A 14,954-nucleotide genomic window follows, 5' to 3' on the forward strand; every position below is an offset into this window, starting at 1 on the left:
TCGGAAACAACTTCAAGGTCGGCCTCGGCTACAATTTCGGCTCCTTCTCCGACGACCTCAGAGACCTTACCCTCGACGACCAGGGCGTCTTCCTCAATGTCGTCGGAAAATTCTGACCGCATCTGCCGATCCGTGCGCCAGGATCCTGCAAAGCATGTGCCGGCCTCTCCATATCAGGGGGCGGACAGTTTTGGCTTGCGCCGCAACAGCCAAAAATATAGGGCTTTCAGCGCCTCGGAGCGTAGCGCAGTCTGGTAGCGCATCTGGTTTGGGACCAGAGGGTCGCAGGTTCGAATCCTGCCGCTCCGACCAGGGATTGTCGGCCGATGCAACGCTGCCGTAGCCGGTGCGTTTGACGACAGAGAACAAGAGGTGGGTCGTGACCGCGCGTATCTACAGCCCTTCCAGAACCGCTATGCAGTCGGGCAACGCCAAGACCGGCCAATGGGTGCTGGAATTCGAACCCGAGGCGCCGCTGAAGATCGATCCCCTGATGGGCTATACGAGCTCCTCCGATACGCGCCGCCAGGTGCGCCTAAGCTTCGCCACTAAGGAGGAGGCGATCGCCTATGCCGAGCGGAACGGCATCGCCTATCAGGTTGAGCCGGAGAAGCTGCCGAAGCGGCGCCAGGTTTCCTATGCGGAGAATTTCCGCTATGACCGCAAGATCCCGTGGACGCACTGAGACTCTCGTCCGCGCCTGGCCCCGTAGCTCAGCCGGATAGAGCACCGGCCTTCTAAGCCGATGGTCGCAGGTTCGAGTCCTGCCGGGGTCGCCACAATTCCAATATCTTAGAAAGGTCGGTGCAACTGCGGCCGGGAAGAAAGTTGGAACAGTTCCAACTTTTTGTTCTCGGAACGTCCTTCGAGACGGAGAGGCCAAGCCGCTTACGAGCATGACGGCGACATACGTCGCTCCCTCGCCCAGTTTGCGCCCCTATTTGGTAGGGGCAGGCTTTGTCTCAACCGGCTTACGATGATCGGGATGGATCCAGCCCGCTGGCGGATCATACTCGCGAGGTCGCCTTCCATGCGGCATGTTGGTCCCCAGCACCGTAGCGGGGAACACGCTGCGCTCTAGATGCTCGCGAGAAAGCGCAATCCGCCCGGCGGCAAACCGCTCGATGTTGGCCGAAAAGTTTCGCCCCGGAGGTGCGACCGTTATCAGAGATTTCTTAGGGAAACTTTCGTGTAGGAACCGAGCGGTTGCAGTCTGATCGGAATCGGCCGTTAGCAAGTATGCTCTATCGAAAACGTCGTTCCAAGCATCGGTAATGAGCGAAAGGCCAAGATTTAGGTCCGAAGCCTTTTCGGTGGGCTTCTGCCACGGTGACGAGCACTCGCGGCAGACCCATTCTTCGTGAATATAGTGGCCGAGGACGCATTCGACCCCAGCTATGTGCAGTGCGTTCATGAGCTGATCGTGACGCCAACGCTTCGCTTGGTCGCCGGGATAATATGCGCTGCAAAAGACCACCTTAACCAGCTTTTCCGACTTCGATGGGATGATAATTTCACCCAACCGCCACAGATTGCACCACTTCAGAAATGGCTCATTTAGGTCCTTCACGGCGTGGTAGAGGTTAAAGCCATCTACATATAGTGCTGACCGAATTGTCACGTGAATCTCTTGACTTTTGACCGCGATTCGACCATATACGGCCCATCAACGCGATGGGATACGTCCCTAGCACGCCCCAGGCTCCGGCTTGGGGTTTCGCGTTTTAAGACCAATTTTTTCATAAATCGATATAGCGGCTGGTCGGGTTGCTGGCATCGGCCAGTAACTGCTATAAGTGTGCCCGCCGGGGCACCGTGGCTACGCCACGTCATTCCGGCGGGACTCTGCTAGTCCAATAACACCATAGGCTTCGCGGCCCTTACCGCCTCCCTGCTTGTGGTTCCGTGTCACGCTTGGCCGGCAAGCTTGTCGTGACACGCTCGATCTACGAGGCGACGCTTCCTAGTTGGCAGCGTCGCCTTTGTACGTTTTGATCTCCACTGCGATGATCTGTCCCTCCTCGCCTTCGTAGATCATGTCGAAGGCGTTCGCGGCCAGCCGCAGCCACTTGACCCGAGTAGAGTGCTTCATTTCGGAACCGGGGGCTGGAAGCTCCTTCAGCAGACCTACGATGAACGGATGGAGATTGTCGCCGCCTCCACTACCGCTGCCCTTGCTGCCTCTTCTATCCTCGCCATCGTCCTCCGCTGGCCGGTCTCCCGGTTCGTCTTCGTCCACTCGCTTCGTGGGCAACTCCGCCTTGGGCCGGACAAGGCGATCGTCGCCGCTCTCGAAGAAACCAGCTTGGCCCGCTGACCGCTCGAACGCTTGGCGAGCCTTGTCTGTCTGCTTGCTGGATACCCCCAGCTTCTGCATCTCGCGTTCCAGTGCCTTCATCGGGGGAAGCAAATGGCCCCGATAACTCTCGTAAATCGCCGCATACAACGGCACCCGGAGGAAAGCCTCGGCTCGCGCTGCGCGTTCTGTGTCCGGCGAAACAATCTGCCGCCCGAGTTCCGTTAGTCTGATGCCGCTCTTTCCCTCGCGTTCAATAAGTCCAAAGATTCGAGCGGTGCCTGTCTTCAAGCGAAAGGCACCGCTAACGACCTGCTTCATCTCCGCCGCCAGTTCATCGATGCTGCATGCACCAAGACCGCTACGATTGTAGATCGCCTGCGCAACATCAATGGCGGCTTCCAGGTCGAGATAGGGAAATGCGATGGTGGATTGCTCGCGCCTCCCGTCCGCCGAGCCTTCATCTGCCCTTTCAAACTGTATCGTTTCGCCTGACATGGAGGCACTCCCTGCCCTGAAAGTAGGCATAACAAATGCGCCTTTCGCGCGAGACTGTCAAACATGAAATGCGGAAGTCGGAATACGTCCCGAATTTTTCCTGCTGCCGTCCCAATCCTGCCTTCTACCTTGTTGATGGTCAGAAGCGACGCTTAGAAAACGACATAAAATCAATAAGTTAGGTGACAAATTCCCGCGCATTGACCTTCTATAGACAGAAGGCAGTAAAGGGACGGAGGCAGGCAAGAGTGGAAAAGGTAGGGTGAAGCCGATGCTGGGTGGCCAAGAAAAGCGTCACCAACGGTGCGCGCAGTACTACCGAATCTGAGGTTCGTTTTCCCCATGTGGCCGCCTTCTGCTGGCTGCCGTATTGCTCAGGTAGTCTGGTTTCTCAGGCGCTGGCGACCCCTCCGGCGCGCCTCATCTGCGAGCCGCACGGCCTCCAGGTCTACCGGCTGATAGGCGGCGTGGATCGCGTTCGAGGTGGCGATGGTGTTCGCCATCTTCGCGGCGAGCGTGGCGGGATCGGCGCCGCCGGCTCGCGCCTCGATCGCGCCGGAGCGGCGCATGTCCGCCAGGCTGCGCCTGTCGCCCGGAAAGAGCGTTTCGCAGACAGCGCGAAAATCATCCGGCAGCGTGAAGCGGGAATAGACCGCGCCGGAGCGGTTTCGGAGGATCGCGCCGGCCTCGATCGGCTCCAGCTCAAGATAGGCATCGAACAGCCGCAGGGTGCGCTTTGAAAGCGTCCCGAAGGCATCCTTGCCGGACTTGGCGCGGCCGATGTCGAAATAGCGGCCGTCACCTTCGCCCTTGAGCTTGTCCTTCGTGAGCTGGCGGAGATCGACCGGCGAAAACTGTGTGTCCCAGGCGATCGCGATCGCCACCGCCAGGCCGCGATATTTCAGGCGCCACGCCTGCTTTGCAAGCCGGACCGCGTCCCCCTCGCGCCACGTCGCATTGCGCGGGGCAGGGGCGCTGTTGCGTATCGCCAGAGCCGGATCCTTCTTGCCGCCGCAATAGCCCATCGCCGCGCAGACATTCCACAGCGCGCGCCAGACCTTGATGACGCGCCAGGCCTCCCGCAGGGAGACGGTGTTTGCGATAAGACTGCGGAAGCGAGAGAGCGTTTCCAATGAAATGTCGGGACTAGTCGGCGGAAGGTCCCCGAAAACAGGCTCTATCCGCGCCCATGCCCGCTCCCATTCCTCGCGGGTGCGCGGCTTCTTGGCCATCCATTCGTCGGTCAATTTGAAGCGCGTGAAGGCCTCGCCGATGGACCCGGGCGGGAAGCGCGGCTTCTCGTCCTGCGCGCGGCCCTGGCGGTGCCTCTGCCAGCGCTCGTTCCACTCGGCGGCGATCCGCCAAGCTTCAGGACCGTCGAGGCCGCAGCGGACGGCGCTGAAGCCAGCCGCGCGCATGGTCTTGGTCGGCTGCCAATAGCCGTATTTGCCCTTCTTCACGACGTAGTAAGGGATATCCACCCTACCCACCGAGCCGCTCCAGCCTTGACGCTACAAGGCCGGTAGAATGAGCAGGGTTTTGCATGCCCGGCAAGAGCCGGTTGTGGCGGGCGGCGCGCCACTCGTCGATCGCGTCGAGGTCGAAATTGCCCGTGTCGGGATCGGAGGGCGGGAAGCCGCGGGATAATAGGCGCGGCAGCAATTCTTGAAAGCGGTCCAAGGTAAGGCCGAGCCGCCGCGCCGCTTTCTCCGGCGGAACGTCGCGCGGGTCCACCCTGAACCGGAGGGTCATTCGGCGGGCTCGTCGATGTTGCGGCGCTCGACTGTGAAGGCAATGGCCGCGACCCAAGGGTTAGCGTCCCAGCCAAGGCCTCGATGGGCGTTTAGGCTGTCCCAAAGATCACGGAATTGCTCGACAGGCGAGGGGTCCCACTCGTCTGGGAAATCTGGATTAGGGCCAAGCCGGCCCGGGCAACCTTCGGCGACCGCATCCTGTTCGCTGACCTCCTGCAGCCGCTGCACGCGGACATCGGTCACGATCAGGGTAAGGCGAGAGACCCAGCGGGGCATGTGAATACCGGGGTGCCACGTTCCGGTGACGCGGAGCGGTCGCTTCCCAGCAACGGGATACTGTTCGCACATTGCGGTGTAGCCGTCGCCTTCGCTCGCTCGATAGAAGATGGTCGCGAGATCGCTAGCCCAGCCGTTGCAGCGCCAAGCCTCGCGCACCCAGAGCCGGTCGCCGGCGACGTACTTTCGCCGGAAGCGGTAGTTTCGTGCGGCTAGCCCCGAACCTCGCGTGATGACTATGTCGTCATCTCGCCGCAGGTGGGGAATATTGGTACTCTCGATCACGCGTCTTGTCTGCGTCTTCCTGCCGTCGAGCAGGGCGCGGACCATGGGCGCGGAGAAGAGGATGGGACGGTCGGTCATTCCGGCACCTCGCCTACTTCCAGCATCACCGGCGGATGGGCTGTGCCGAGGATCCGAAGGATCACCGGCGCACCCGCCGCGACCCGCGCGATCTCATCCGGCGTGGGAAGCCAGGCGGTTTCCATGGCCGGAGTGCCGGGGCCGTTCACCGGGCAATTCACGCGCACGTCCCTCAACGGAAGGCCCAGATACCCCTGACTCTTGCCAAGCACGCGCGTGCAGCCCCGGATCATGCCGATCTGCATCACGCCCTCCCGGCCGGTCCGGCGCGGCCCTCGAGCTGCGCGACCATCTCTTTGAGGGCCACGATCATGTCGCGGCGATCCGCGTTGCTGATCCAGTTCATCCGGCCGGCTTCGACTTTGCCGAACTCGAACAGCAACAGCGCGAACCCAACCTTCTTCGGCCGAACCTCGCCGTTGAAGGAGCGATCGATGCCGCCGGCGATCTTGTTCAGCATCTCGCGATATTCAGGCGAAACGGGGTCGGTCAAAACAGCCGCCCTTCGATGCTGCCGCGCGCGGCGCAGTCCGGACAGGTGTGGGTGTAAGGCTGCTGAGCGGCGCCCGCCGGGCGGGTGAGGCGGGGAGGGGCGCCGAACAGCTCGCCCGTGTCGCCGTCCGCCGCCGGCGGCTTCGCCTTGCGGATGATCCAGCCGGCCGTCTTGGCGTCGGCGATCATCACGCCGAAATCCTCGTCGGCATAGGTGTTCGGGTAGCTCGACGGGCAGGAATCGCAGCAGACCTGCTGCCGGTGTTCGTGACGCTCGATCATAGCGGCGAAACCCCCGTCGCGTATACGGTTTCCTCGAGCTTCTCCAGGCGTCGGGTGAACGCGGCGGTGTCGAAGCGCTCATTGACGGCTCGAAGGATCAGGCACGCGATCGCGTGCACCTCTCCGTCGAGGCGTTCGCCATTCACGTCCACCGTGAGCACGTCGCGGCCGTCGGCGTCGACCAGCACGCCGGTATCCTCAAGGCTGAGGTTCAGCGGCAGGCGGACGCCGAGGCGCGCCAGCGCGGCGGCGAACTCCTCGGGAGTGTTCGGGATCTCGGGACCGGCCATCACACGCCTCCCCAATGGTCCTCGCGGGCGAGGAACTGATCGGCCGGGCGCCGGAAGCGGCGGCGCAGGTATAGCGCGTGGCCGGCGAGGAGAAGGATGCCGGCGGCAAAGCCGCAGGCGGCGGCGACGAGGCAGGACATCATCCCGAAAACCCTCCGGCGAGAAGGACAGCGCCCATGACGAAGGCGAGGGCGGAAAGGCCGGCAAGGGCATCGGTCGCAAGGCCGGCTAGGCTCGCCGGCTCGCAGGGGCGCGGGGCGTCGAACAAGGCGCGGCGCATCTCAGGCCACGCGGCCGGCGCGCTGCTGGCGAAGGCGGATGCGAGCGACATCGCGCGCGGCGCGCCAGTTCGCCTCGATCTCCTCCTCGGTCAGATCGGTCTGCTCGCCGATCGCCTCGGCCGTGACGGTGCGGCCCTGGAAGGAGAGCTCGAGCATCGCCGTGGCGATGATCTCCTTCGGATCGGTTTCAAGGAAGGCATGCGACGGCGCCGCCGTCTGCTGTTCCGTGCGGATCATGATTTCATCTCCATCGCGCAGGTTGCGGATGGAGGGAAGGCTAATAAGGAATTATTTCCGCGTCAAGCGGGTGTAGGGAAATTATTCCGTATCCCTAGACCCCGGCAACCTCGTTTCCGGATGCAATGCGGTGAATTCTGCGCACCTGATTCGCAGGGATATCGACGTCACCCGGGGGGTTCAGCTTGCCGATCCTCACGACCGGGCCGTTCAGTCTGAGGTGACCGATCATAGCCTCGGGGCCGTGGTCAGGGTCGTGTTCGAATTCCACGACGACGGAATCTCCGATTTTCGGCTTCACATTCGGCGTGACGAAACGGATGTCGCCGGGCTTGTGTTCCGGGAACATGGAGTCGTTGATGATCACGATGGCGTAGACGCCTTTGTGTCGCCGGAGGCCGCGCGGTAGCGGAGCATGGCCGATCGAATTGTCGAAAAGCTGAAATGCCCCGGCGTAGGAGCCGGCAGCGACGGCCTTAATCTCAACCTCGTGGTCGGCGTAGATGAGTTCGCCGGGCACGCTCTGGGCCGCATCTGATTTGCTGCCGCCGTCCTCTCCCGTAAGCAGCCACTGCTCGGTGGTCTTGAGCGCCCTTGCCAGCCCAGCGAGATTGTTGCCGCGGGGGAGGCCGGCTCCAGGTTTCAGCATTTTGCCGACGGCCTCGGGGGACAGCCCAGCCTCCAAAGAGGCCGCTCGATAGGACAGGCCGAGCTCGGCAATGCGCGTTCTCACGCGCATCTGAAAGTCGGAAGGGAGAGGCTGATCCATTCGCGGAATATATTCCGCGACCGGCCCGGTATGAAGACGGAAAAAATTCCCTTGACGATGTGGAAATTGTTCCGCATCTTCTGTCGCCATGATGCTCAAACAACAGCTCCTTCTGGTCAGCGATGCCTATTCAGCTCTTGTCGGGCTGAGCCGATCGCGCGTCTCCACGATCGTCCTCAATCGCGGCTCGACACTGGACGCGATCGCGCAGGGGCGCGCCGACATAACAACCGGCACCTTCGAAAAGGCGATGCTCTGGTTCTCGGAGAACTGGCCCGACGATAGCGCATGGCCGGCTGGCGTGGAGCGCCCCTGCCGCACGGAAGAGGACGCCGCCGCATGAGCATTCTCCGTTCCTCCCGCGACCGCACCTCCTCTCCAGTCGGAGATGCGGGGCTTGCCGCGCCTTTCGGCTTTCCCCCGGCGGAAGGCGCGGCCATTTTCTTTCGGCCGCCCGTGCAGCTTTCCGACGAGGCACTGACGATGCTTGCCGTTGTCTGCGCGCATGACCGCATGTCGCCGGCCGATTTCCTCGCCCGCGCCATCTGCGCGCGGGCACAGGCGATCGGCCTGCCAGACCTTCTGCAGGGTAGGGAAGTGGCATCCCGCCTGGCTCATACCCAGGAAGCCGGCCGTTCGATTCGGCCCCCTGCAACCAGCATAACCACCGAGCGACGCGACCAGGGCGGGGGCGGCCATCCGGCCGCTCCCGCATGCGCAAGCTCCCGTTGTGATGAAAGGAACTAACATGCACGAGGTTTTGGGAACGAAGGTCCGCGATCGGATCACCGGATTCAGCGGCGTTGTGACTGGGCGCGTCGAATACCTTACCGGCTGCAACCAAGTGCTAGTATCTCCGCCCGCGAAGGAGGACGGCTCCCTCGTCGCTGCCGAATGGCTGGACGAGCAACGTCTCGAAGTGATCTCTGAAGACCGGATCCTCCTCGATAATGGCGCCAGCCCCGGTTGCGACCGGCCGGCGCCGAGGCGGTAGCCCAATGCCCAATCATTTTCCATGTGGTCCCCCTGACCAACTGACCGCCGCACACTGAACCACCGCCACCTTTCCCGCCACGGGAAAACACGCCGGGTTTTCCCGGCGCGAGGAAGCTTTTGCCGCGAGGAAACCGATGATCCCCAACGCCAATGCCAACCACTTCCGCATCAAGGCCGCGCAGCGCGACTTGATCGCCGCTGCCGGCGGCATCGAGCGTGCGGCCGAGATCGCCTCCTACGGCAAGAGCACCGTGGGGCGATGGTTCAACGCCGACTCGCCGGAGATCATGCCGGTGGACGCGGCCCTGCGCCTGGAAGAGGAAACCGGGCGCTATGACTTTCTCACCGCGCTTGCCGCCGTGCGCGGCCGCAAGCTGGCGGACGGAGAGGGCAAGGGCGCCGAGACCGGCGACATCATGGCGCGGTTTTCCGACGTGATGCGCCAGGTGGGTGAGCTTTCGCAATCGGCGGCCGTGGCCTTCGCCGACGGCAAGATAACGCCGACCGAGGCGACGGCGATGATCGACAAGCCGGCATCGCTCCTAATCGAGGCGGCCAACGAACTGCGCCGCGCCGCCGCCACCGTGCGCGGGGCGGGTGGCTTCAGCGTCGTGACGGGCGGGGCAGGCTGATGCGACCCGGCGAACAAGTCTGGTCGGAGCCGGAACTGAGCCTCGCCGCCCGGCTGTGGAAGGCGGGCTTCAGCGGAGGGGACATTGCCCGGCGCCTCGCGCAGGACCTTAACGCTTCCCGCTCGCGCTCCGCCGTCATCGGCCTGGTGCATCGGCGCCCCGAGCTTTTCGGGGGTGAGGCGAAGAAGTCAAAGAAGGGGCGCGCCAAAGCCCGGAGCGAAGCGGCCCAGAAACCCGCGCCCAAGAAAAGGCAGCACCTGAACGCCGCAAACATTGCCGGAAAGCGCGGAGCCCGAGCCTTCGACCCGGGATTTCAGGCGCCGATCGCGCCAAGTGAGGCGCGGGAATATGACGCCCGCAGCCGGCGTGTTCCCCTGACGCGTCTGGGAGTGGGCTGCAAGTTCCCCGTCAATGATGCGGCTGTGGGCGAGGAGCATCTGTTCTGCGGCCACCCGGCGAAGGCCGGCTCGCCCTACTGCGCCCACCATTCCCTGCGCGCCAGCGTCGGGCGGGTGCGGCTTCCGGAGATCGCGGAAGTCCACCGGGCCTTTGCCGGGAGGCGGAGATGAGCGCGAAACCCGTTCCCATCACCATCTCCCTCCTGCCCAAGGCGCATCAGCGGCTTTTCGAGCTGGCCAAGGCGAAGGGCTACCGCCCCAGCGAGTATGCGCAGCTGCTGTTCGACGCCGCCTTCGCCGCGCGCGTGGGCCAGGAGCGGGGCATTCCCGCGAGCGATGCCGAGCTCGACGAGCAGGTGCGTCTCGTCTTCGCCTGCGCCGGCCAGGGTTCCACGGCCGCGATCGCCAAGGCGACCGGGCTGCCGGAGGCGCGCGTCACCCGCGTGCTCGATGGATTGCGGGAACTGCGCCGGCGCTCCGGCGGACGGGGAGGGGCGGCATGAAGGGCCGGCCCGTGCACTCGCTCTTCGGAGCATGCGCCGCAGGGCTCTTCATCGCCGCCCTCGCTCTGATGACGGCCTTTGCCGCAGGCGCCTTCTGATGCCTCGCAAACCCAAAGGAGAAAAGGACATGCCGAACAGCGGAGAGAGCGGGAAGATCGTCGGCCGCAATACGGTGTCCGGGCGCCAGCTCATGGACTTCATCGAGCGGATCGAACGCATCCGCGAGGCGAAGAAGCAGCTAGCCGAGGATGAGAAGCTCGTTTTCGCCGAGCTTAAGGCCTCCGGCTTCAACGCGCCTACGGTGCGCAACGTGCTCAAGAGGCGCGCCGCCAAGCCGGCCGATGTTGAGGAGGCGGAGCAGATGCTTGACATGTATCTGCACGCCATCGGCATGGCGAACGAGGCGCCGCTCTTCCGCGCGATCGGCATGATGAGCGTCGACCTTTCGGCGCGCGAACAGGTGATCGAGGCGTTCAAGCAGCTCGTGCCCATCGAGGGCGAAATCATCGTGAAAATCGGCAAGCAGCCGGTGCGGCTCTGGCGCGACGAGAGCGGAACCGCGCAGGCCGAAGACGTGATCGAGAAGCCGAAGCCCGCAGCAAAGCCGGCGGCGAGCGGCCTGCCGGAACGGCCCAGGCGGGAGGTGCCCGATGTGGACGCGGCCGGAGCGCGTGAGCTGGGCGCTAAAGCCTATCGGGAGAATCAGCCGATCACCACCAATCCATTTCCTTGGGATGACAAACGGCGCGGCGAATTTGACGCGGGCTGGCGCGCAGCGAGCGGCACGGACGGCATGGGCCCGGAAGAAGACTGATGCCGCACAGCGCCCACAATCTGGCGAGCTTCGGCGAAGTGCTGATGCCGGAGGAAGCGCAGGAGCCGATCCTGGCGAAGCCTGTTCGCGCGGCCTTGCTCGAATGGCTCACCGAGCTTTGGGCGGCAGAGGATCTGCGCGAGGTAGGGCTGGAACCGCGCAAGCGCGCACTTTTCACCGGCGCACCAGGAACCGGCAAGACGACGCTGGCGCACCACCTTTCGGCGCGTCTCGGCCTGCCCATGCTGGTGGTGCGCCCGGAGAAGGTTGTCTCCCGCTATATCGGCGCGTCCTCCGAAATGATCGGTGCCTTGTTCGACCTGCTTCAGGGCGAAGAGAACCCGGTGTTCCTCTTTTTCGACGAGTTTGATTCCGTCGCCGCTTCGCGCATGGACGACAGTCACAACCAGGTGGGCGTCCAGGAGCATAATCACATCGTCAACACGCTTCTGGCGGCGTTCGACCGCTATGATGGCTTCATCGTCGCCGCGACGAACTACGGCAAGCGGATCGACGAAGCGATCTGGCGGCGGTTCGAAATCCACATAACGCTCGACCTGCCGGGCGACCATGAGCGCAGGCGCATCCTCGAGCGCTATTTCGCGCCCTTTCTGTTGCCTGACGACGCGCTGCGGACGCTGTCCGAGGCACTGGAGACCGCGACGCCGGCGCTGATGCGGTCGCTAGCCGAAAACATCAAACGGCAGATCGTCGTCGGGCCGAAGGCCGGGTGGGAAATGGACCGTGACGCGGTCATCAGCCGCGTGATCCAGACCGTGCAGCCGCACCCGGATGTTGGAAAGCCGCGCCTGTGGTCGCACGGCATCAAGGACAAGGCTCTCGCCCATTTCCCCTGGCCGCTGCAGCGCAGCCTTGCCGAGTATCCGAGCACTGGCCGGACCGTTCAACAGGTTCCAGGAGAGGGCGCCGCCGTGCTGCCTCTCAGGAGGCCGGGATGACGCAATCGGCGCGCGGGCTATTCAGAGCGACGGGCAAGAAGAGCAAGCCCGTGCTGCAACTCGCCATCGACGGCTCGATCAAGCGTGCCGATGGGTTGGAGCGCGAGCGTGACGAGTTCTACCCGACTCCTCCAGAACCGACGCGCGCCCTGCTCAGCGCGGAAGGCGAACGGCTGCGCGAATTTCCACTGCTATGGGAGCCCGCCGCCGGCGATGGCGCGATGGTGCGCGAACTAGAAAGGGCCGGCATTTCGGTCACAGCAAGCGATCTCGTCGATCGCGGGTGCGGCGCGCAAATCCGTTCATTTTACGACTTTGCCTGCGCGCCGGCGCCAGCGATCGTGACGAACCCGCCCTTTGCGGAATGCAACTGGCGCGACGGGCGCGGGCGCTGGATTTACCACGCACTTGATGTGATTGGCGTCGAATACATGGCGCTCCTCATGAGCTGGAGCTGGCCCGGCGCGGGCGGCTTGGCACCTCTCTGGCAAAAGCACAGGCCGGCTCGCGTGTACTTAATGCGCTGGAAGATCGACTTCACAGGGCAGGGCGCCCCGCCAATGCTGAACGGCTGGTTCGTGTGGGACCGGAAGCATGCCGGCGAGACCGTGCTGCGCATGCTCGACAGAACCGACCCGGCGCAAAGCGAGATGTTCGGGGAGGGGGATCGTGTATAGATCACCGCGCCCTGAGTTCTCGCCGCCCATGCTCCGCTTCTTCCTGCGGGCGCGCGCTTTCGCAGCCGGGGAGAGTGCGGGCATATTCTACGAATCGGTTCGCCGCATGGCCGGCTTGGACCGGGCGACCTTCAAATGCGCACTCCGGGGCACGCTCCGCAAGGCCGGACCGCGCGCGGCGCTCTGGGCCGTGCTCGGCCATTTTCCGGCTGATCACGGGATCACGCTCACCGACGACGGAGGGCAAGAGCCGTGAGCTACAGCCCCGCCGCCTTGCGCAGCGCCGCATTCATGCGCGACTGCCAGCCCGGCCCATCGGCCTTGAACCGCTCGATGACGTCCGGATCCAGCCGCAGCTTGACAGGCTGCTTGGCCTTTTCCAGCGGCGGCCGGCCGCGGCGGCGCAGAAGGTCATCCGCCGGCGGATTGTCGGGATCGCCCTGCGCGTCGGCCGTGATTGCCGCGTCCTCCTCATCGGTGATCTCTTCCAGGTTGCGCAGCGCCTTGCGGTGCGCCTCAGCCATTTTCTTCGATTTTGCGGACATAGCTCCTGATCTCCCTCTTGTTGGCCTTGCGCAGCGAAATGACATGGCAGGTCTCGCCGCGCATGGTGAAGACGAGGATGTGAAGGCGCGGGCCGATGAATCCCGCCGCGACCTTCCGCACCTCGCCATAATCCTTCCGGTCGTCAACCGCGACAACCGCCGTTTCGAACTCGAAAGCGTTCGCCGCCGAAAAGTCGATGCCGCGCTCGGCCACGTTGCGGGCGTTCTTGGCGGGATCGGAAGAGAAGCGGCTCGGCTTTTTCATGCAATTTATGTACCCCCAATAAATGCGGATTGCAAGTATTATTTGGGGATACGCAAAAGATTTCAGGCGGGGGCGGCGCATGGCTGAGATCGACCGCGCCTCCTTTTCCGAAGCCGTGGTGCGCAAGCTGAGCGGGCTTGGCCTGACCTTCGGCGGGGCCGTCGAGAGATGGCCGATGCTGGACAAGGCCATGCTGCACCGCGCCTGCGTGGAGACGCCGCTTTCGGCCGGCAATTTCCTGCTGCTGTGCGAGGCATTGCAGCTGGACCCATACGGCTTCCTGAAGCGCGAGAAGCGCAAGCAGGTGCGCCTGCGCGACATAGCGCGGCGGCTGGAAAAACAAGCCGTTACACAGAAAGAGCAACGTGAAACATGGGAGCGAAGGCCGTGAGCGACACGCTTCTTCCCATCATCCGTCAGATGCACGACGCGCGGTCCGACGAGGAGCGGGCGCGGCTTCTGCTCTGCGTTTCCGACGCCGTGCTGATGAAATACCGCGAGGTGTTCGAGCAGGCCTGCACCCGCGCCGGGTTCGATGTGGGGCTGCAGTTTATCAATGTGCGGCGCGCCGAATGGCACGCCGTGCGCGGCCCCGACGGGCGGCACAAGAATGCGCTTTTTGAAGAGGCGCGCGAGAGCTTGGCCGGCTTCGCGGGGACGGACGGGGGCGCGCCATGACGAAGCCGCTGCAGGTCTCTTTCGTGGCGGAGGTGAGCGAGGCGATCCGCCGCGCCGCCGCCGAGCGAAAGCTGCGCCCGCAGGTGCTGACAGCAGCGCTGATGCGCGCCGTAGTGATGGACGGCGACCTGATCGAAAGCGTGCTCGACGGGGACAACCCGCGCCGGCTGGCGGGCGGGCACGCGCGGGACGCGACAACCGGGCTGACGCTGCTGCAGGAAGGGATCGTCTACCTCGTCGGCCTCAATGCCGGGAAAGACGGGGCCTGCCGGCTTTCCATTTCCGGGTTCCACGCGCGGCTTGAAGGGGCGAGCTGGCACGGCGTGCAGACCGCACTCGGCGCGCTCTGCAGCAAGGGCCTGCTGCGGCGCGTGGGCACCGGCAGCCGCTATGTGCCGCAGCCCTACGCGCTGACAGCCGAGGGGCGGGCGCTCTACCGGCACCTCGCAGCGAGCGAGACGGATGGAGGCGAGGGGTGAGGCACGCGGTGGGAAGGCCGAAGGTGCCATTTTCGCTCGGAGGGGCTCATCTGGGCAAGCGAGCTTCCATATGGGACGCACGGCATAGATTTCTGGACGTTCGAGCCGACACCCTCACAAACTGTCGGAGCACCGGCTCAATTAGGATGCTTCGAGTTCTATTTAAGCCAGTTCTCGTTTCGCGCGGCACTTTTGAAGACAGTGCAGCCTGCCTTCAAGAGTTGCTCATTCCCCGTCTCCAGGGCCTGGAGCAGAAGTTCCTGCGCCTCCTTCCATGCGTCGCGGTCCCTGGCTCCGTAGGCGTGGGCGTTCTGTGCAAAGTCGACCGCCGATTCCGCAGTCTTGAGATACATCCAGGATCGGCCATTCACGAACAGTCGAAGGGGCTCCGGGAGGGGTGTCTGCTCTTCCATAGGTTTCTCGCCAATCAATCTGCTGTCTGCAAGGTAGGCCGTGAGCGTCGCCACCAC

29 protein-coding genes and 3 tRNA genes are annotated in these 14,954 nt (G+C 63.9%); 16 read left to right on the plus strand and 16 right to left on the minus strand.

Annotated elements, in window-relative coordinates; all coding sequences use genetic code 11:
* Window positions 1-235: 235 nt before the first annotated feature.
* The 3 genes from RIN79_RS19750 to RIN79_RS19760 all read left to right on the plus strand — a co-directional run bounded on the left by RIN79_RS19750 (window position 236) and on the right by RIN79_RS19760 (window position 779).
* Window positions 236-312, plus strand: a tRNA-Pro gene (locus RIN79_RS19750).
* A gap of 67 nt (window positions 313-379) precedes the next feature.
* Window positions 380-685, plus strand: coding sequence for an ETC complex I subunit (locus RIN79_RS19755; protein ID WP_309086418.1), 306 nt, complete (start codon window positions 380-382; stop codon window positions 683-685).
* A 17-nt stretch (window positions 686-702) separates the two neighbouring features.
* A tRNA-Arg gene (locus tag RIN79_RS19760) sits at window positions 703-779 on the plus strand.
* 158 nt (window positions 780-937) lie between these two features.
* Here RIN79_RS19760 and RIN79_RS19765 read toward each other — a convergent pair.
* From RIN79_RS19765 to RIN79_RS19825, 13 genes are all read right to left on the minus strand, one after another.
* Window positions 938-1,621 (minus strand): NYN domain-containing protein, encoded by a 684-nt coding sequence (locus RIN79_RS19765; protein ID WP_309086419.1) that lies wholly within the window; start codon window positions 1,619-1,621, stop codon window positions 938-940.
* A gap of 342 nt (window positions 1,622-1,963) precedes the next feature.
* On the minus strand, window positions 1,964-2,794 hold the full coding sequence (locus tag RIN79_RS19770; RefSeq protein ID WP_309086420.1) for a hypothetical protein: 831 nt from the start codon (window positions 2,792-2,794) through the stop codon (window positions 1,964-1,966).
* Window positions 2,795-3,168: 374 nt separating this feature from the next.
* Window positions 3,169-4,284, minus strand: coding sequence for a hypothetical protein (locus RIN79_RS19775; protein WP_309086421.1), 1,116 nt, complete (start codon window positions 4,282-4,284; stop codon window positions 3,169-3,171).
* Complete coding sequence (locus tag RIN79_RS19780) at window positions 4,277-4,546, minus strand: hypothetical protein (RefSeq protein WP_309086422.1); 270 nt, start codon at window positions 4,544-4,546, stop codon at window positions 4,277-4,279. The genes RIN79_RS19775 and RIN79_RS19780 overlap by 8 nt, the downstream gene beginning before the upstream one ends.
* A complete protein-coding gene (locus RIN79_RS19785) occupies window positions 4,543-5,187 on the minus strand; it encodes a hypothetical protein (RefSeq protein WP_309086423.1) in 645 nt (214 codons plus the stop codon). The genes RIN79_RS19780 and RIN79_RS19785 overlap by 4 nt, the downstream gene beginning before the upstream one ends.
* Entirely contained in the window at window positions 5,184-5,432 is a 249-nt protein-coding gene (locus tag RIN79_RS19790; RefSeq protein ID WP_309086424.1) for a hypothetical protein, read from the minus strand. Before RIN79_RS19790 ends, RIN79_RS19785 begins: the two co-directional genes overlap by 4 nt.
* Window positions 5,432-5,647, minus strand: coding sequence for a hypothetical protein (locus RIN79_RS19795; protein WP_309086425.1), 216 nt, complete (start codon window positions 5,645-5,647; stop codon window positions 5,432-5,434). Before RIN79_RS19795 ends, RIN79_RS19790 begins: the two co-directional genes overlap by 1 nt.
* Before the next feature lie 29 nt (window positions 5,648-5,676).
* Window positions 5,677-5,961 (minus strand): hypothetical protein, encoded by a 285-nt coding sequence (locus RIN79_RS19800; protein ID WP_309086426.1) that lies wholly within the window; start codon window positions 5,959-5,961, stop codon window positions 5,677-5,679.
* Entirely contained in the window at window positions 5,958-6,251 is a 294-nt protein-coding gene (locus RIN79_RS19805; protein WP_309086427.1) for a hypothetical protein, read from the minus strand. Before RIN79_RS19805 ends, RIN79_RS19800 begins: the two co-directional genes overlap by 4 nt.
* Complete coding sequence (locus tag RIN79_RS19810; RefSeq protein ID WP_309086428.1) at window positions 6,251-6,394, minus strand: hypothetical protein; 144 nt, start codon at window positions 6,392-6,394, stop codon at window positions 6,251-6,253. Before RIN79_RS19810 ends, RIN79_RS19805 begins: the two co-directional genes overlap by 1 nt.
* Complete coding sequence (locus RIN79_RS19815) at window positions 6,391-6,531, minus strand: hypothetical protein (RefSeq protein ID WP_309086429.1); 141 nt, start codon at window positions 6,529-6,531, stop codon at window positions 6,391-6,393. Before RIN79_RS19815 ends, RIN79_RS19810 begins: the two co-directional genes overlap by 4 nt.
* 1 nt (window position 6,532) lies before the next feature.
* The gene (locus tag RIN79_RS19820; RefSeq protein ID WP_309086430.1) at window positions 6,533-6,769 is read right to left on the minus strand and encodes a hypothetical protein; all 237 of its coding nucleotides are present in this window, start codon (window positions 6,767-6,769) and stop codon (window positions 6,533-6,535) included.
* A gap of 94 nt (window positions 6,770-6,863) precedes the next feature.
* Window positions 6,864-7,628, minus strand: a complete 765-nt coding sequence (locus tag RIN79_RS19825; protein WP_309086473.1) for a S24 family peptidase — start codon at window positions 7,626-7,628, stop codon at window positions 6,864-6,866.
* Here RIN79_RS19825 and RIN79_RS19830 point away from each other — a divergent pair.
* From RIN79_RS19830 to RIN79_RS19875, 10 genes are all read left to right on the plus strand, one after another.
* A complete protein-coding gene (locus RIN79_RS19830) occupies window positions 7,627-7,881 on the plus strand; it encodes a hypothetical protein (protein ID WP_309086431.1) in 255 nt (84 codons plus the stop codon). The two genes, RIN79_RS19825 and RIN79_RS19830, sit on opposite strands and share 2 nt — an antisense overlap.
* A 240-nt stretch (window positions 7,882-8,121) precedes the next feature.
* A tRNA-Met gene (locus RIN79_RS19835) sits at window positions 8,122-8,196 on the plus strand.
* A gap of 90 nt (window positions 8,197-8,286) precedes the next feature.
* Complete coding sequence (locus RIN79_RS19840; RefSeq protein ID WP_309086432.1) at window positions 8,287-8,532, plus strand: hypothetical protein; 246 nt, start codon at window positions 8,287-8,289, stop codon at window positions 8,530-8,532.
* Between the two features lie 136 nt (window positions 8,533-8,668).
* Complete coding sequence (locus tag RIN79_RS19845; protein ID WP_309086433.1) at window positions 8,669-9,166, plus strand: phage regulatory CII family protein; 498 nt, start codon at window positions 8,669-8,671, stop codon at window positions 9,164-9,166.
* Window positions 9,166-9,735: a GcrA family cell cycle regulator gene (locus tag RIN79_RS19850; RefSeq protein ID WP_309086434.1), complete on the plus strand. Its 570-nt coding sequence runs from the start codon at window positions 9,166-9,168 to the stop codon at window positions 9,733-9,735. The genes RIN79_RS19845 and RIN79_RS19850 overlap by 1 nt, the downstream gene beginning before the upstream one ends.
* Window positions 9,732-10,067: a hypothetical protein gene (locus RIN79_RS19855; protein ID WP_309086435.1), complete on the plus strand. Its 336-nt coding sequence runs from the start codon at window positions 9,732-9,734 to the stop codon at window positions 10,065-10,067. Before RIN79_RS19850 ends, RIN79_RS19855 begins: the two co-directional genes overlap by 4 nt.
* Window positions 10,068-10,194: 127 nt before the next feature.
* On the plus strand, window positions 10,195-10,881 hold the full coding sequence (locus RIN79_RS19860; RefSeq protein ID WP_309086436.1) for a DUF2312 domain-containing protein: 687 nt from the start codon (window positions 10,195-10,197) through the stop codon (window positions 10,879-10,881).
* Window positions 10,881-11,840 carry an ATP-binding protein gene (locus tag RIN79_RS19865; RefSeq protein WP_309086437.1) on the plus strand — a complete coding sequence of 320 codons (960 nt, stop codon included), beginning with the start codon at window positions 10,881-10,883 and terminating at the stop codon, window positions 11,838-11,840. Before RIN79_RS19860 ends, RIN79_RS19865 begins: the two co-directional genes overlap by 1 nt.
* A complete protein-coding gene (locus RIN79_RS19870) occupies window positions 11,837-12,517 on the plus strand; it encodes a hypothetical protein (RefSeq protein ID WP_309086438.1) in 681 nt (226 codons plus the stop codon). The genes RIN79_RS19865 and RIN79_RS19870 overlap by 4 nt, the downstream gene beginning before the upstream one ends.
* Window positions 12,510-12,773 carry a hypothetical protein gene (locus tag RIN79_RS19875; RefSeq protein WP_309086439.1) on the plus strand — a complete coding sequence of 88 codons (264 nt, stop codon included), beginning with the start codon at window positions 12,510-12,512 and terminating at the stop codon, window positions 12,771-12,773. The genes RIN79_RS19870 and RIN79_RS19875 overlap by 8 nt, the downstream gene beginning before the upstream one ends.
* Window position 12,774: 1 nt before the next feature.
* Here the strand turns inward: RIN79_RS19875 and RIN79_RS19880 are convergent, their stop codons facing one another.
* Together RIN79_RS19880 and RIN79_RS19885 are read right to left on the minus strand one after the other, a co-directional pair.
* Window positions 12,775-13,041, minus strand: a complete 267-nt coding sequence (locus RIN79_RS19880) for a BrnA antitoxin family protein (protein ID WP_309086441.1) — start codon at window positions 13,039-13,041, stop codon at window positions 12,775-12,777.
* Window positions 13,034-13,327 carry a BrnT family toxin gene (locus RIN79_RS19885; RefSeq protein WP_309086442.1) on the minus strand — a complete coding sequence of 98 codons (294 nt, stop codon included), beginning with the start codon at window positions 13,325-13,327 and terminating at the stop codon, window positions 13,034-13,036. The genes RIN79_RS19880 and RIN79_RS19885 overlap by 8 nt, the downstream gene beginning before the upstream one ends.
* 79 nt (window positions 13,328-13,406) lie before the next feature.
* Between RIN79_RS19885 and RIN79_RS19890 the strand changes: the two genes are divergently transcribed.
* Genes RIN79_RS19890 through RIN79_RS19900 form a run of 3 tightly spaced genes read left to right on the plus strand, consistent with a single transcriptional unit; the run spans window position 13,407 to window position 14,484 of the window.
* Window positions 13,407-13,718 (plus strand): hypothetical protein, encoded by a 312-nt coding sequence (locus RIN79_RS19890; protein WP_309086443.1) that lies wholly within the window; start codon window positions 13,407-13,409, stop codon window positions 13,716-13,718.
* Window positions 13,715-14,005 (plus strand): hypothetical protein, encoded by a 291-nt coding sequence (locus RIN79_RS19895; RefSeq protein ID WP_309086444.1) that lies wholly within the window; start codon window positions 13,715-13,717, stop codon window positions 14,003-14,005. The genes RIN79_RS19890 and RIN79_RS19895 overlap by 4 nt, the downstream gene beginning before the upstream one ends.
* The gene (locus RIN79_RS19900) at window positions 14,002-14,484 is read left to right on the plus strand and encodes a hypothetical protein (protein WP_309086445.1); all 483 of its coding nucleotides are present in this window, start codon (window positions 14,002-14,004) and stop codon (window positions 14,482-14,484) included. The genes RIN79_RS19895 and RIN79_RS19900 overlap by 4 nt, the downstream gene beginning before the upstream one ends.
* A gap of 158 nt (window positions 14,485-14,642) precedes the next feature.
* Here RIN79_RS19900 and RIN79_RS19905 read toward each other — a convergent pair whose 3' ends face one another.
* On the minus strand, window positions 14,643-14,951 hold the full coding sequence (locus RIN79_RS19905; RefSeq protein ID WP_309086446.1) for a hypothetical protein: 309 nt from the start codon (window positions 14,949-14,951) through the stop codon (window positions 14,643-14,645).
* Between the last annotated feature and the right edge of the window lie 3 nt (window positions 14,952-14,954).

The organism is Chelativorans sp. (assembly GCF_031180965.1).
Taxonomy (GTDB): Bacteria; Pseudomonadota; Alphaproteobacteria; order Rhizobiales; family Rhizobiaceae; genus Chelativorans.

Coding starts and splice junctions, on each gene's coding strand:
- RIN79_RS19815 (WP_309086429.1), bottom strand. CDS start 6,531: ATGCGCCGCGCCTTGTTCGACGCCCCGCGCCCCTGCGAGCCGGCGAGC.
- RIN79_RS19820 (WP_309086430.1), bottom strand. CDS start 6,769: ATGATCCGCACGGAACAGCAGACGGCGGCGCCGTCGCATGCCTTCCTT.
- RIN79_RS19770 (WP_309086420.1), bottom strand. CDS start 2,794: ATGTCAGGCGAAACGATACAGTTTGAAAGGGCAGATGAAGGCTCGGCG.
- RIN79_RS19825 (WP_309086473.1), bottom strand. CDS start 7,628: ATGGCGACAGAAGATGCGGAACAATTTCCACATCGTCAAGGGAATTTT.
- RIN79_RS19890 (WP_309086443.1), top strand. CDS start 13,407: ATGGCTGAGATCGACCGCGCCTCCTTTTCCGAAGCCGTGGTGCGCAAG.
- RIN79_RS19865 (WP_309086437.1), top strand. CDS start 10,881: ATGCCGCACAGCGCCCACAATCTGGCGAGCTTCGGCGAAGTGCTGATG.
- RIN79_RS19855 (WP_309086435.1), top strand. CDS start 9,732: ATGAGCGCGAAACCCGTTCCCATCACCATCTCCCTCCTGCCCAAGGCG.
- RIN79_RS19860 (WP_309086436.1), top strand. CDS start 10,195: ATGCCGAACAGCGGAGAGAGCGGGAAGATCGTCGGCCGCAATACGGTG.
- RIN79_RS19780 (WP_309086422.1), bottom strand. CDS start 4,546: ATGACCCTCCGGTTCAGGGTGGACCCGCGCGACGTTCCGCCGGAGAAA.
- RIN79_RS19840 (WP_309086432.1), top strand. CDS start 8,287: ATGCACGAGGTTTTGGGAACGAAGGTCCGCGATCGGATCACCGGATTC.
- RIN79_RS19785 (WP_309086423.1), bottom strand. CDS start 5,187: ATGACCGACCGTCCCATCCTCTTCTCCGCGCCCATGGTCCGCGCCCTG.
- RIN79_RS19810 (WP_309086428.1), bottom strand. CDS start 6,394: ATGATGTCCTGCCTCGTCGCCGCCGCCTGCGGCTTTGCCGCCGGCATC.
- RIN79_RS19900 (WP_309086445.1), top strand. CDS start 14,002: ATGACGAAGCCGCTGCAGGTCTCTTTCGTGGCGGAGGTGAGCGAGGCG.
- RIN79_RS19870 (WP_309086438.1), top strand. CDS start 11,837: ATGACGCAATCGGCGCGCGGGCTATTCAGAGCGACGGGCAAGAAGAGC.
- RIN79_RS19795 (WP_309086425.1), bottom strand. CDS start 5,647: ATGCTGAACAAGATCGCCGGCGGCATCGATCGCTCCTTCAACGGCGAG.
- RIN79_RS19800 (WP_309086426.1), bottom strand. CDS start 5,961: ATGATCGAGCGTCACGAACACCGGCAGCAGGTCTGCTGCGATTCCTGC.
- RIN79_RS19880 (WP_309086441.1), bottom strand. CDS start 13,041: ATGGCTGAGGCGCACCGCAAGGCGCTGCGCAACCTGGAAGAGATCACC.
- RIN79_RS19790 (WP_309086424.1), bottom strand. CDS start 5,432: ATGCAGATCGGCATGATCCGGGGCTGCACGCGCGTGCTTGGCAAGAGT.
- RIN79_RS19805 (WP_309086427.1), bottom strand. CDS start 6,251: ATGGCCGGTCCCGAGATCCCGAACACTCCCGAGGAGTTCGCCGCCGCG.
- RIN79_RS19885 (WP_309086442.1), bottom strand. CDS start 13,327: ATGAAAAAGCCGAGCCGCTTCTCTTCCGATCCCGCCAAGAACGCCCGC.
- RIN79_RS19845 (WP_309086433.1), top strand. CDS start 8,669: ATGATCCCCAACGCCAATGCCAACCACTTCCGCATCAAGGCCGCGCAG.
- RIN79_RS19830 (WP_309086431.1), top strand. CDS start 7,627: ATGATGCTCAAACAACAGCTCCTTCTGGTCAGCGATGCCTATTCAGCT.
- RIN79_RS19850 (WP_309086434.1), top strand. CDS start 9,166: ATGCGACCCGGCGAACAAGTCTGGTCGGAGCCGGAACTGAGCCTCGCC.